Genomic DNA, 12,539 nt, shown 5'->3' with positions numbered 1-12,539 from the left:
CTCACAGCGCGCAGTCGACCAGCACCGGCTCGGGGTGCAGCTCGACACCGAAGCGGGCGTGCACCCCGTCCCGGATGGTCCGGGCGAGATCCAGCAGAGCGCCGGTCGTGCCGGCACCCCGGTTCGTCAACGCCAGGGTGTGCTTGGAGGAGATGGCGACACCGTCACCGGCGAAACCCTTGGGGAAACCCGCGTTCTCGATCAGCCAGGCCGCCGGGAGCTTCACCGTGTCGTCGGCGCCCGGCCAGTGCGGCATCTCCGCGCTGCCGCTCAGACCCGCGAAGAACGCGGCGGGCACCACCGGGTTGGTGAAGAACGAACCGACCGACCAGGTGTCCCGGTCCTCCGGGTCGAGCACCATGCCCTTGCCGGCCCGCAGCTTGAGCACGGTGTCCCGGGCCAGGCGCAGCGGCACCCGGTCACCGGCCGAGGCACCCAGCGAGCGGGCCAGTTCGGCGTACCGGATCGGGGCGGAGTCGGCCGACTTCGCCAGCCGGAAGTCCACCGACAGCACCAGGTAACGGTCGTTGTGCTTGAACACGCTGGAGCGATAGGCGAAGGCACACTCGTCCGGCGACATCACCCGCACGGCACCGGCCTCCCGGTCGTACGCGTGCACCGCCTCGATGGTGTGCGCGACCTCCTGCCCGTACGCCCCGACGTTCTGGATCGGGGTGGCGCCGGCCGAACCGGGGATGCCGGACAGGCACTCGACACCGGACCAGCCGTTGCTCACCGCGTACTCCGCAAAAGCGTCCCAGCTCTCGCCCGCAGCGGCCCGGACCAGCACCGACGCCGGGTCCTCACCGACCACCTCGACACCGCGGTTGCGCAGCAGCAGCACCTCGCCGTCGAATCCGGCGTCGCCGATCACGACGTTGCTGCCGCCGGCGAGCACCAGGAGCCGCCGGCCCGCGGCCGCGGTCTCCCGGACCACGGACACCGCGTCATCCGGGTGATCCACGGCGGTCACCGTGCCGGCCGGACCCCCGAGGCGTAACGTCGTGTACGCCGCCAGGAGGTGTTCCCGAGCCGAAGAAGTGTCAGTCGTTTGATCCGCGTATGCGTCGGGCACGTCGTTCACCCTAAGCTCACGGTGGGGATGGCCCACCAGCGGTCCGGCCGAGCGGGAGACGAGTGCGATGAACAGGGTGCACGCGACGAAGGACTTCTGGCTCGCAGCGTTGCGCGCCGACGGGCCCGCATTGTGGGAGGCGGTCTCCGAGACCGGCCCCGAGCCCGCCGTGGCCGGCTGTCCGGACTGGTCGGTGGCCGATCTGACCGAGCACGTGACAGCCGTCCTTCGATGGGTACGCTCCACCGTCGCGCGCGGGGTGACCGACCATCCGGACGTCTCGCCCGTCCCGGAGGCCCGTCCCGAGTGGCCCGAGGCCCTCGACGTGTTGCGCCGGGAGATCACCGGCACGATCGAGACCCTGGAGGCGGTCGACCCCGACCTCCCGGCGTGGAACTGGGCGCCGCAGCCCAAACGGGCCGCCTTCTGGCACCGGCGGATGGCGCACGAGATCTCGGTGCACCGCTGGGACGCCGAGACCGCGGCCGGCCGGGCCACCCCGATCGAGACCAAGCTCGCCGCCGACGGTGTCAGTGAGGTGCTGGACACCTGGCTGCCGGCCGGCAAACGCCAGGGCCCGACCGATCTGCACGGTGTCGTGCACCTGGTCGGCACGGATGCCGCCCAGGAGTGGTTCGTCCGGTTGCGGGGTTCGGGCGTCGCCCTGCTGGACACCGGCACGATCCTGGACAGCGACGACCACCACGCCCGGGCCAAGGCCACCGGCACCGCCGGCGACCTGGTGCTGGCCCTGATGGGGCGCAAACGGCTCGACCAGCTCGCGGTGACCGGCGACCCACGACTCCTGCAGGCCCTGCACACCGGCTGATCGCTTTTCCCAGTGGCCTGGTGCCGACGCCGTGAACCCTTAAGATGAACCGGTTAAGTTATCGGGATCATGAGCAGGAAGCGGTGAAGCCCATGACGGCAACCGTCACGTCCACGTCGGCCCAGCCCGCACCGGCAGGGATCACCTTCCCCGCGGGCTTCGTCTGGGGTGCCGCCACGGCGTCGTACCAGATCGAGGGTGCGGCGCGGGAGGACGGCCGCGGCCCGTCCATCTGGGACACGTTCAGCCGCACCCCCGGCAAGGTGCACGCCGGGCACACCGGTGACGTCGCCTGCGACCACTACCACCGGTACGTCGACGACGTCGCCCTGATGGCCGATCTGGGCCTGGCGTCGTACCGCTTCTCGATCGCCTGGCCCCGCATCCAGCCGGACGGCACCGGCCCGGTCAACACCCGTGGGCTGGACTTCTACGACCGGCTCACCGACGAACTGCTCGGCAAGGGCATCGACCCGGTCGTCACGCTGTACCACTGGGACCTCCCGCAGACGCTCGAGGACCGCGGCGGCTGGGCCAACCGGGAGACCGCCGAGGCGTTCGCCGAGTACGCCCGGATCGTCCACGCCCGGCTCGGCGACCGGGTGGGCACCTGGACCACGCTGAACGAGCCGTGGTGCGCCGCCTACCTCGGGTACGGCTCCGGCATCCACGCCCCCGGCGTGCAGGACCCGGTCAAGGCGCTCACCGCCGTGCACCACCTCAACCTGGCCCACGGCCTGGCCGCCCGGGCCCTGCGCTCGGCCGGTGCCACCAACATCAGCATCACGCTGAACCCCTGCGAGGTCTCGCCGCTCGACCCGGAGAGCGCTCCCGACCGGGACGCGGCCCGTCTGATCGACGGCCTGGCCAACCGGATCTTCCTCGACCCGCTGCTGCGTGGCGAATACCCCGCGGACGTGCTGGAGCACATCTCCCGCTTCCGCGACCTGTCCTTCATCCGCGACGGCGACACCGCGATCATCAACGCGCCGATCGACGTGCTGGGCATCAACTTCTACACCCCGTCGTACGTGTCGGCGAAGCCCGGACACCCCGGCGCCCTGGACTACCCCGGCAGCGAGGGCATCGCGTTCCGCCCGCCGGTCGGCCCGGTCACCGACATGAACTGGCAGATCGAACCGGCCTCGCTGACCCGGCTGCTCACCCGCATCCACCGGGACTACCCGGGCACCGCGCTGATGATCACCGAGAACGGTGCGGCGTACCCGGAGGTCCCGGCGGCCGACGGCGAGGTGCACGACCTGCGCCGCATCGAATACGTCGACGCCCACCTGCGCGCCTGCCACGACGCGCTGGCCGCCGGCGTGGACCTGCGGGGATACTTCGCCTGGTCGCTGCTGGACAACTTCGAATGGGCCGAGGGTTACGCGAAGCGCTTCGGTATGGTGCACGTCGACTACACGACGCAGCGCCGGGTGCTCAAGGACAGCGCCAAGTGGTACCGCGAGGTCATCGGGCGCAACGGCCTGGAGTAAAGACGACAGGAGCGGCTTGTGACGACGCGGGGACGGCCGACGCTGGAAGCGGTGGCCCGTCGTGCCGGGGTGTCCCGCGCGACAGTCTCCCGCGTCGTCAACGGCTCGACGACGGTGGCCGCGTCCATCCGGGACGTGGTCAACCAGGCCGTCGAAGAACTCGGGTACGTCCCCAACCAGGCGGCCCGGAGCCTGGTCACCCGGCAGACCGACTCGATCGCGCTGATCCTGCCGGAGACCGCGAACCGGGTGTTCTCCGACGACCTGTTCTTCCCGGCGATCATCCGGGGCGTCGGCGCCGAACTGGAGGCGGCCGACAAGCAGCTCGTACTGATGATGACCGGCTCACCCGCCGGTCACCATCGCGTCGAGCGGTACGCCGTCGCCGGCCACGTGGACGGCGTCATGTTCGCCTCGATCCACGGCGCCGACCCGCTGCCCGCAGCGCTGGCCCGCAAGGGCATCCCGGTGGTCTGCAGCGGACGGCCGATGCACGAGGACCCGCCGGTGCCCTACGTGGACGTGGACCACGCCGGCGGGGTGGCCGCCGCGGTCCGCCACCTGGTCGCCGGCGGCCGCCGCCGGATCGCGACCATCGCCGGCCCGCAGGACATGGTGGCCGGCATCGAACGCCTGATCGGATACCGGCAGACCCTGCGCGCGGCCGGACTGCCGGAACTGGTGGCGGCCGGCGACTTCACCCGGGAGTCCGGGGTGGCCGCGATGCGCGACCTGCTGGACCGCGATCCCGAATTGGACGCGGTGTTCGCCGCCTCCGACCTGATGGCCCACGGCGCGTTGCAGACCCTGCGCGCGGCCGGACGCCAGGTGCCGGGCGACGTGGCCATCATCGGCTTCGACGACTTCGAGATCAGCCGCTACACGGATCCGCAGCTCACCACGGTCCGCCAGCCGATCGGCGAGGCCGGCCGGACGATGGCCCGGCAGATGTTGCGCCTGATCGCCGAGGACCCGGACGTCCCGCCGTCGATCGTGCTGCCCACCGAACTGATCATCCGTGCCTCCGCCTGACCCGCCGCCGGCCCGGCCCCACCCACCGTCATGACGGTTCGATCGGGAGCCACAACTCGCAGGTCGCGGTGCTGAAGTCGTCCGCCCGTTCGAGCACGGCGACGATCTCCGGACCCGGCCGCAGACGCCACGGGTTGGACGGGAACCATTCGGTCGCCGTCGCTGCCCAGGCCTTCTGGAGTTCCTGCGGGTACGGCCCGGCGACCCGGAAGACCGCCCACCGGCCCGCCGGAACCTCGATGACGTCCAGGTCCTCCGGAGGTGTCGTGGTCGCGAGTACCGCGACCCCGTGCAGGTAGGTCAGTTCGCTGCCCTCGGCGCGGTCCGGGTCGAGGTCGGCGCTGACCGCGAGCAGGCCCGCCGGTTCGGTCTCGGCGAGACCCTTCAGACGGGCGTGTTCCTGCGGCGGCAGGCTCGCCAGGTGCTGCTGGATGTGCGGGTTGACGCCCTGGTGGATCAGCGGAACCCGGGCGGCGTGCCCCGTCAGCCGGAACGCGGGGTGGTCGACGATGCGGGTGTCCATACGTTCGCTCCCTTCGACGCTCAGGCGGAACCTGAGCTGCGGTTGTGTGCGAAGGGGCCCGCCGTCACGGCGTACCTCGCCGGGTGACACGCCGTGGACCGCCCGGAACGCCCGGCCGAACGCCTCGGTCGAGCCGTACCCGTGCCGGACCGCGATGCTCAGCAGGTCCTGCTCGCCCCGCACCACGTCGGCGGCGGCGACCGACATCCGGCGGCGACGGACGTACTCGGACAGGGGCATTCCGGCCAGCGACGAAAACATCCGCCGGAGGTGGTACTCGGTGGTGCCGAGCGTCCGGGCCACGTCCGTGACGTCGAAGCCCGTGACGCCGGAGCCGCCCGTGAGGTTCTCCTCGACGATGTCGACGAGGTGGTTGAGTGCCGTGATCATGGGACCTCCCTTCGACCTCGACTCTCGTCGCTCGCGACCCCGTCCCGCCCGATCCCTGCTGCCCGATCCGATCAGATCGACTTGCCGAGGGATTTGCGGGCCAGCAGCGTGGCTCCGGCGATCGCGGCCGGCATCAGGAGGACAGCGCCGAGCGGGATCAGGAACGCCGCGAAGACCGCACCGCCGAAGCCCAGGGTCAGCGGCTTGTCCTGGGCGAGCACCACGCGCCGGTGCCGCAGGCGCTGACCGCGGCGCTGGAACGGCACACCGGTCAGTTCCAGGGCGAGCAGCCAGCCGCCGATCGCGCCGCCGAGCACCGGGATCACGGTCTGCCCGGCCACCGGGAGGAAGCCGAGGAGGAAGAGCGGGATGCCGACCAGGATGGAGATGCCGATCAGCCGGAGCGCGTCGGCCACACTGCGCCGCGTCGACCGCCAGAACCCGGCCTCGACCGCGTCCGGTACGCCGCCGAACCGTTCCTCGACCAGTTCGGAGATCTTCTCGTAGAACGGGTCGCCGATCACCAGGGTGACCGCGGTGAAGGTGAGGATGCCGAACAGCACCGCGAGGCCGAGCAGCCCGGCGCCGGCGATCACTTCGACGGTGCCGCGCAGCCAGCCGGCCCAGTCGCCGGCGAACCAGGTGACCTGTCCCGACAGGTCGGGCAGGAAACGGAGGAACACGACCAGGGCGATCATGTAGACGAGCCCGGAGAGCAGGGCCGGGAGCAGGCCGAGCAGCAGCAGCCGCGGGTTGCTCAGGACGATGCCGAGTCCACGGCCCAGCAGTCCGACACCCACCACGAACTGGCGGAGGGCGGTGACCGGACGACTCTGATCTGCATTCACGTTCCGGGAGCTTATTGCCCGCCGGCTACTTTCCGCGGAGCCGGGTCGTCGGATCCGGGTCGCCGCCGGCACCCGACGACCCGGGGTCCGGTTCCGCGGTGGCGGGCTGGGTGGGAGTCGGCACCGGTGGCAGCACGATCAGTGGTGGCCTGGTGGTGGTCGTGGTGACGGCCGGCTCCGACGGCGAGGGTGTCACGGTCACCACCACCGTGCTCACGGTCGGCGTGGGTGTGGGGCCGGCGGAGGTCGCCGCCGGTGCGGTGGTGACGGTCGGCGGCTGCCGGTCCGGCCGGTTGCCGGAGACCGGTGTGGTCCGGGTGACCGGGGTCGGCGCCGTGCCGAGGACGCCGCCGCCGGGGGCCGGGGCGTCGCCACCGGAGAAGGTGCCGGACAGGGCGTCGGCATCGTCGGAGGAGGCGAGGGGCTGCGGGGACGGAGCGCCGAGAGCCCACCCGGTCACGACCGCGAACGGCAGCCCGAGAACTACCAATGCGAAAAAGACGGATTTAGGGGACACGCGCACGTCAGGAACACCGGATCGACGCCGGAAAAGTTACGGGTCACCCGTTCAGGAAGGTGGAGATCCGATCCCGCAGCTCACGACGGTTGTTCCAGAGAACGGACGGCCGGTCGAACACCTCGAGCCCGGCGTTCGGCAGCAGTCCGGCCAGCCGTTCGGCCCAGGCCAACGGGTGCACGTCGTCGCCCCGGCAGCCGATCACCAGAGCCCGGCCGCGGAAGGCGCGGAGCAGCCGCTCGTCGGGCACCGCCGGCTCCGGCCAGAGCGACTCCAGCTCCGGCGCCAGGCCGTCCCGCTGCAACTGCTCGACCCGCTGCCGCAGAAAACTCCACCCGGCCGGGGTGTTGCGCACCGACGGCGGCAGCTCCTGCTCCACCGCGTCGGCGATCATCGCGGCCTCCCCGGACTCGACCGAGGCGAGCAGCCTGGCCAGGCGTTCCACCGAGGACTCCGGACGATGGCCGTCCACCACGGCGGGCAGGTAGAACACCACCCGCTCGAAACGGTCCGGCGTCTCGGCCAGCAACCGGCAGAGCGCCGCCGCACCCATGCTGACGCCCACCGCGCGGGTCGCACCGGACCGGTCGGCGACACCGCGCAACTCGGCCGCCAGATCACCGAACGACCACGGGCCGGGCGGCACATCGGACCGGCCGTGCCCGCGGAAGTGGAAGAACACCCGGCGGCCGGCCACACCACTGCCGAGCGGGCGGGTGCCGGCGATGTCCCCGGCCAGCCCGTGCGCGAACACGGTCACCGGTTCACCCGTGCCGGTGACGAGCTGCTCCACGCGTACACCGGAAGGGAGAAGGACCACCTCGGTGGCCGGAACCGGCAAGGTGGGCCGGCCCGTCCGCGGCCCGGTCCGGTCCATGCGCTGCAGACGCGGACCGCCGTCCGGCGGAGGTGGACCGAAACGGCCCCTCACCGGCGCGCGGAGGCGCGGAACGCCGTCACCAGAGGCCCTTGCCGTCCGACAGGTCCTTGAGACCGGGACGGACGTCGAGCAGGTAGATCAGCGCCGCGGCGATGCCGATCATGCTGATCATCAGGATGCGACCGCTGGTCAGCACGGTGATCACCAGACAGACGGCGATGATCGCCGCCCACGCGCCCTTCGGCAGGGTGCCGAGCGCCTGGAATCCCGGCCCACGCTGGGTGAGGCAGTGGATCAGGGCGATCGCCTGGACGATGACCGCGACGAGGAAGACCGTCACGTCGATGTAGTACCGGACGTCGGCGAAGAAGATCGGCGTGGAAGTGGCCATGTCCCGAGTCTATGCGGCAGGCCCCGGCAAAGCCGGGGCCCGCAGATCATGTCGTGGTGCCGACTCGGTCGCGTTCTTACTCCGCGGACTTCTCGTCGGTCTTGGCGACAGCCGGCTTGACGCGCTTGCGCGGCTTCGGCGCGGCCTCGACGGCCTTCGGCTCGGTGGGCACCGGCGCCTCGACGGCCTTCGACGCCTCGGTGGCCTCGATGTCGGCGTTGACCACGTCGGCGGTCTCCACCACGCCGGAACCGACGACGCGCTCGCCGCGGGCCACCAGAGCGGTGTAGGCGGCGACCGCCTTCTCCTGCGCGACCTGGGCGAACGAGGTGGCCGCGGTGGCCGCGTTGTCCCGGATGGCGGTGAAGTCGGTGCCGTTCGCCTTGTCGCGCAGCTCGGCGGCCCGGGTGTTGGCCTGCTCGTTGTAGGTGCGCAGCGACGCGGCGGCCTTGTCGCTCAGCTCGGTGACCACGGCGGGCAGCTTCTTGAGCTGCTCGAAGGCGAGGTCACCGGCGCCGGCGGCGGCGTAGAGGGGGGCGGGGATGCGGGTCTTGGTCTGCTCGGTCATGAGGTCTCCTCGGTCGGAGTGGTCCGGGGCGGTTCAGCGCGGGCGTTCTCGTTACGGAACGTCTCGTAGATCTGCGTCAGAGACTGCTTCTGCGCGATCGTGAGCTCCGGGTCGACCGCGATGGCAGCCAGCACGCCCTGCTGGCCCTCGCCATCGAGCAATCCCGCCCGCAAATACATCGCGGGCGTCGACACTCGCAAGGCGCCGGCGATCTGCGCCAACACCTCGGCGCTCGGTTTACGCAGGCCACGCTCGATCTGGCTGAGGTAGGGGTTGCTCACCCCGGCCTTGTCGGCGAGCTGCCGCAGCGAGATCCTCGCGGTCTGCCGCAGGTCACGGATGAACGATCCGATGTCCTCGGGCAGATCCTTGGGCGTGGCCATGGCTCGACGGTAGCCCCGAGTGCTAGCTCTTGCAAGCACAATGCTTGCAATTGCTAGCGTGAAACGAGTCACCCACCGTTACCGAATCGGACGAACCTCACCCACCGGACGCCCACCGCCGAGCACCACCTCGGCCAGCACCGGCGGCACCGCCACACCGAGCCGCCGCAACTCCGACAGCAGCACCGGCATCCGGGCCCGCGCCGAACCGTCGGAGATCTTCACCGCCACCGCACCCACCCCGGGCACCGCGGCCACCGCCACACCGTCCGCGCCCTTCTTCGACAACAGGCCCGGCACCGCGGACATCAACACGGTGTCCTCGGTGCCGGTACCGGCCACCAGCTCCGGATGCGCCCGCATGGCATCGGCGACCCGGCGCTCGGGCGTACCCGGCTCGGCCTCGACCAGCCGCAGGAAAGCCCGGGCCAGACCCAGCGGCGAGACGGCCAGCACCGGAGCACCACAACCGTCCACCCCCTCGGCGGCGATCGGCTCACCCGCGAGCCGGCTCACCGCGTCGGCGAGAGCCTTCTGCAACGGATGATCATTTGCGAGGTACGAGTCCAGCGGCCAACCGTTGGCTACGCAGGTCGCGAGCATGCCGGCGTGCTTGCCGGAACAGTTCATCAGGATCGGCTCGGGACCACCGCCCGCCCGCAGCCAGGCATTCCGGGACGCTTCCCCCATCGGCAACTCGGCCGGGCAGAGCAGCGCCTCCGGGCCGAGACCGACCGACGCCAGGACGGCACGCACCCGGTCCACGTGGAACGGCTCGGCGTCGTGGCTCGCGCTGAACAGGGCCAGGTCGGCCTCCTCACGCGGCACCAGACCGCACCCGAGCATCCCGACCGCCTGCAACGGCTTGTTCGACGACCGCGGGAAGACCGGAGCGGTCACGTCACCGAGGCTGTCACCACCGACCACCGCGACGACACCGTGGTGGACGCTCTCCACGAACCCGGAACGAACGACTTCAGCAACGATCATCGGTGTGGAACTCCGAGCAGGTCACGAGCTTGAGCGGGGGTCAGAGGGGGACGCTGGGCCAACTGGGCGAAACCGACGGCACGGGCCACCAGCTGCATGTTCGACTCGACCGGGCGGCCCTTCGCATACGTCAGGGTGTCCTCCATGCCGACCCGCAGATGCCCGCCGCACGCCAGCGACGCCAGCATCACCGGCAGCGTGCTCCGGCCGATGCCGGTCGCCGAGAACGTGGAACCGGCCGGCAGATCCCGGATCACCTGCTCGCAGGCGACCAGGGCGGCGGCGGTGCCCGGCATCCCGCCCGGCACGCCCATCACCAGGTCGGCGTGCACGTGACCGCCGGCGGGCAGGCCATGCTTGTCGAGAAGACGGCGCAGCGTGGTGAGCTGGCCCAGGTCGAAGATCTCGTACTCGGGGACGATGCCGCGCTCCTGCATCCGGGTGTGCAGGTCGACGATGAACTCCCACCGGTTCAGGAACACGTCGTCCCCGAAATTGACGGTGCCCATCGTGCAGGAGGCCATCTCCGGGGCGGCGTCCAGCACGGCCAGCCGATCGGCCTCCGGGTCGGTCACCGCGCCACCCGACGACAGCTGCACGATCAGGCCGGTGGACTCCCGCAGCGCCACCACGGTCTCGCGCAGCCGGCCCCGATCCAGGGTCGGCCGGGCCGCGGCATCCCGGATGTGCACGTGGACGACCGACGCGCCGAGCGCCTCGCACTCCTTGGCGGTCGACACCAGCTCGTCGAGCGTCACCGGCAACGCCGGCACGTCGGCCTTACGGCTCTCCGCGCCGGTAGGAGCGACGGTGATCAAGGTCCCGGTCATGCCCTGCATCCTGCCATGCGGGACCGTGATCACTCCGGGTCGATGGCCGCGGCCGACTCCCCCACGGTCAGGCGGGCGTCGTCGGCGACGTTGCGCTTCACGACGGCCAGGGCGATCATGCCGAGTTCGTGGTGCCGGACCGCGGTGCCGACGAAACCGACCGCCCGGCCGTCCAACTCGACCGCGGTGCCCCGCGCCGGCGGGTGATCGGTGGCCACCCCGTCCAGGTGCAGCAGGACCAGGCGACGCGGCGGACGGCCCAGGTGATGCACCCGGGCAACGGTCTCCTGCCCCCGGTAGCAACCCTTGTCGAGGTGCACACCGGTGGCGATGAAACCGGCCTCGGCGGGCAGCGTCCGGTGGTCGGTCTCCCAGCCCAGCCGCGGCGTGCGGCGGGCGGCCCGGACCGCCTCGAACGCCCAGAGCCCGGCCCGCGCCACGCCCAGCCGTTCGATGACGGCCGTCCGGGCGGCACGGGGGATCAGCAGGTCGACGCCGTACGGAACGCGGCGGGCCAGGCCACCTTCGAAGTCACGTACCCCGTAGAGGCTCGTCGCCCCGGCAGGCACCGCGCCGGCGGCGAACTTCGCACCCGGCACCGCACCCACCCGGGGTTCACCCAGATCCGGGAAGAGATCCGCGGCCCCGGGACCGACCAGCGACAGCACCGCCATCTCGGCGGTAGCGTCCCGCGGCTCCACCTTCGTGAAGAACCGCATCATCTCCAGGTATCTCAGCAGGCCCGCGCCCGCACCCGGCTCGGTGTCGAGCCACGCGGTCGTGCCGTCCTCGGTGACGAACGCGTGCTGCTCGACATGCCCGTTCGGGGAGAGGACCAGCAGCTCACTGCCCTGCCCCACGGACAGGCCGGTCAGATGCTGCGTGGTCAGCGTGTGCAGCCAGCTCGCACGCTCCTCGCCCGGCACCGCCAGCACATCCCGGTTGGACCGGTCGACCAGGCCGACCGCGGTCTCCAGCAGACGCTGCTCACGCATCGGGTCACCGAAGTGCGCCGGCACGCCCGCGTCGGCAGCGGACGGGTCGAGGTCCTCGACCATCACGACGCTCACTCGGCCTCCTTGCAATCGCCGCACACCCCGAACAACGAGACGTGCCCCACGTCCACCCGGAAATCCCGCTCACGCAGCAGCTGGTCGGTGACCGGCCGCATCACCGCGGGATCCATCTCGGAGATCGAACCGCAGGAGCGGCAGACGAGATGGACATGCTGATCCTCACCGGCCGCGTGATAGGTCGGCGAGCCGTGCGACAGATGCGTGTGGTTCACCAGGCCGAGCTCCTCGAGAAGCTCCAGCGTGCGGTAGACAGTGGTGATGTTGACGCCGGCGGCTCGCTCGCGGACGGCGTTGTGCACGGACTCCGGCGTGGCATGGCCGAGTTCGTGCACAGCCTCGAGGATCAGCTGGCGCTGCGGCGTGAGCCTCAGCCCACGCTCACGGAGCATGGCGGCAAGCGAGGTGGCGGACACCCGTCGAGCATAGTTCGCTAGTGCGTTGACCACGAATGTTCACCGGGTCGGTCGGGTACCGGATTGTTGGATGTCACCACGGGCTCACTATTGCTTCGCGCCTAGGGTCTCGTGGATACTGGTCTCATGCCTAGAGTTCGGGTGGGTGTCGGGCCGGTGGTGCATCGCACTGCCCGGATCGGTCTGCGGGTGACGCGGGCTCAGCGGCAGCGGTGCTTCGGGTTGTTGCGGTCGGCCGGTGACGTGTGGGCGTGCATCCTGGAGGTCAATGCCTGGCATCTTCGTCGCGGCGATGCGC

Annotated in this window: 14 protein-coding genes and 1 pseudogene; 3 read left to right on the top strand and 12 right to left on the bottom strand. The window is 71.0% G+C overall.

Features of this window, described 5'->3' with window-relative positions; genetic code table 11:
* Window position 1 precedes the first annotated feature (1 nt).
* The gene (locus tag QSK32_RS17765) at window positions 2-1,084 is read right to left on the bottom strand and encodes a UDP-N-acetylmuramate dehydrogenase (protein WP_083448758.1); all 1,083 of its coding nucleotides are present in this window, start codon (window positions 1,082-1,084) and stop codon (window positions 2-4) included.
* A 58-nt stretch (window positions 1,085-1,142) separates the two neighbouring features.
* Here QSK32_RS17765 and QSK32_RS17760 point away from each other — a divergent pair, with 58 nt between their 5' ends.
* From QSK32_RS17760 to QSK32_RS17750, 3 genes are all read left to right on the top strand, one after another.
* Complete coding sequence (locus QSK32_RS17760; RefSeq protein WP_045740185.1) at window positions 1,143-1,904, top strand: maleylpyruvate isomerase family mycothiol-dependent enzyme; 762 nt, start codon at window positions 1,143-1,145, stop codon at window positions 1,902-1,904.
* 92 nt (window positions 1,905-1,996) lie between these two features.
* Window positions 1,997-3,400 carry a GH1 family beta-glucosidase gene (locus tag QSK32_RS17755; protein ID WP_045740186.1) on the top strand — a complete coding sequence of 468 codons (1,404 nt, stop codon included), beginning with the start codon at window positions 1,997-1,999 and terminating at the stop codon, window positions 3,398-3,400.
* A gap of 18 nt (window positions 3,401-3,418) precedes the next feature.
* Window positions 3,419-4,432, top strand: a complete 1,014-nt coding sequence (locus QSK32_RS17750) for a LacI family DNA-binding transcriptional regulator (RefSeq protein ID WP_045740187.1) — start codon at window positions 3,419-3,421, stop codon at window positions 4,430-4,432.
* A 28-nt stretch (window positions 4,433-4,460) separates the two neighbouring features.
* On the opposite strand, the gene QSK32_RS17745 is transcribed toward QSK32_RS17750, so the two are convergent.
* From QSK32_RS17745 to QSK32_RS17695, 11 genes and pseudogenes are all read right to left on the bottom strand, one after another.
* Window positions 4,461-5,345, bottom strand: a complete 885-nt coding sequence (locus QSK32_RS17745; RefSeq protein WP_285472582.1) for an AraC family transcriptional regulator — start codon at window positions 5,343-5,345, stop codon at window positions 4,461-4,463.
* A 71-nt stretch (window positions 5,346-5,416) separates the two neighbouring features.
* Window positions 5,417-6,193 (bottom strand): EI24 domain-containing protein, encoded by a 777-nt coding sequence (locus QSK32_RS17740; RefSeq protein WP_285472581.1) that lies wholly within the window; start codon window positions 6,191-6,193, stop codon window positions 5,417-5,419.
* A 25-nt stretch (window positions 6,194-6,218) separates the two neighbouring features.
* The gene (locus tag QSK32_RS17735; RefSeq protein WP_157410716.1) at window positions 6,219-6,653 is read right to left on the bottom strand and encodes a hypothetical protein; all 435 of its coding nucleotides are present in this window, start codon (window positions 6,651-6,653) and stop codon (window positions 6,219-6,221) included.
* A gap of 100 nt (window positions 6,654-6,753) precedes the next feature.
* Window positions 6,754-7,641 carry an alpha/beta fold hydrolase gene (locus QSK32_RS17730; protein ID WP_285472580.1) on the bottom strand — a complete coding sequence of 296 codons (888 nt, stop codon included), beginning with the start codon at window positions 7,639-7,641 and terminating at the stop codon, window positions 6,754-6,756.
* A gap of 25 nt (window positions 7,642-7,666) precedes the next feature.
* Window positions 7,667-7,981 (bottom strand): DUF2516 family protein, encoded by a 315-nt coding sequence (locus QSK32_RS17725; RefSeq protein ID WP_045740191.1) that lies wholly within the window; start codon window positions 7,979-7,981, stop codon window positions 7,667-7,669.
* Between the two features lie 76 nt (window positions 7,982-8,057).
* On the bottom strand, window positions 8,058-8,549 hold the full coding sequence (locus QSK32_RS17720) for a hypothetical protein (RefSeq protein ID WP_045740192.1): 492 nt from the start codon (window positions 8,547-8,549) through the stop codon (window positions 8,058-8,060).
* 38 nt (window positions 8,550-8,587) lie between these two features.
* Window positions 8,588-8,932 (bottom strand): annotated as a pseudogene (locus QSK32_RS17715) (helix-turn-helix domain-containing protein); the annotation flags it as partial.
* Between the two features lie 78 nt (window positions 8,933-9,010).
* The gene (locus QSK32_RS17710) at window positions 9,011-9,922 is read right to left on the bottom strand and encodes an asparaginase (RefSeq protein WP_045740194.1); all 912 of its coding nucleotides are present in this window, start codon (window positions 9,920-9,922) and stop codon (window positions 9,011-9,013) included.
* A complete protein-coding gene (locus tag QSK32_RS17705) occupies window positions 9,919-10,752 on the bottom strand; it encodes a beta-keto acid cleavage family enzyme (protein ID WP_285472578.1) in 834 nt (277 codons plus the stop codon). Before QSK32_RS17705 ends, QSK32_RS17710 begins: the two co-directional genes overlap by 4 nt.
* Window positions 10,753-10,781: 29 nt before the next feature.
* A complete protein-coding gene (gene ygfZ, locus QSK32_RS17700; RefSeq protein WP_285472733.1) occupies window positions 10,782-11,810 on the bottom strand; it encodes a CAF17-like 4Fe-4S cluster assembly/insertion protein YgfZ in 1,029 nt (342 codons plus the stop codon).
* Window positions 11,811-11,818: 8 nt separating this feature from the next.
* Complete coding sequence (locus tag QSK32_RS17695; RefSeq protein WP_045740195.1) at window positions 11,819-12,241, bottom strand: Fur family transcriptional regulator; 423 nt, start codon at window positions 12,239-12,241, stop codon at window positions 11,819-11,821.
* Between the last annotated feature and the right edge of the window lie 298 nt (window positions 12,242-12,539).

The sequence above is a fragment of the Actinoplanes sp. NBRC 101535 genome, from assembly GCF_030269225.1.
In the GTDB taxonomy this organism is placed as follows: Bacteria; Actinomycetota; Actinomycetes; order Mycobacteriales; family Micromonosporaceae; genus Actinoplanes; species Actinoplanes rectilineatus.
Note: the sequence above shows the minus strand (reverse complement) of the source record. Positions and strands in the feature narration are given on the sequence as shown.

Coding starts and splice junctions, on each gene's coding strand:
- ygfZ (WP_285472733.1), bottom strand. CDS start 11,810: ATGGTCGAGGACCTCGACCCGTCCGCTGCCGACGCGGGCGTGCCGGCG.
- QSK32_RS17760 (WP_045740185.1), top strand. CDS start 1,143: ATGAACAGGGTGCACGCGACGAAGGACTTCTGGCTCGCAGCGTTGCGC.
- QSK32_RS17720 (WP_045740192.1), bottom strand. CDS start 8,549: ATGACCGAGCAGACCAAGACCCGCATCCCCGCCCCCCTCTACGCCGCC.
- QSK32_RS17710 (WP_045740194.1), bottom strand. CDS start 9,922: ATGATCGTTGCTGAAGTCGTTCGTTCCGGGTTCGTGGAGAGCGTCCAC.
- QSK32_RS17725 (WP_045740191.1), bottom strand. CDS start 7,981: ATGGCCACTTCCACGCCGATCTTCTTCGCCGACGTCCGGTACTACATC.
- QSK32_RS17755 (WP_045740186.1), top strand. CDS start 1,997: ATGACGGCAACCGTCACGTCCACGTCGGCCCAGCCCGCACCGGCAGGG.
- QSK32_RS17745 (WP_285472582.1), bottom strand. CDS start 5,345: ATGATCACGGCACTCAACCACCTCGTCGACATCGTCGAGGAGAACCTC.
- QSK32_RS17705 (WP_285472578.1), bottom strand. CDS start 10,752: ATGACCGGGACCTTGATCACCGTCGCTCCTACCGGCGCGGAGAGCCGT.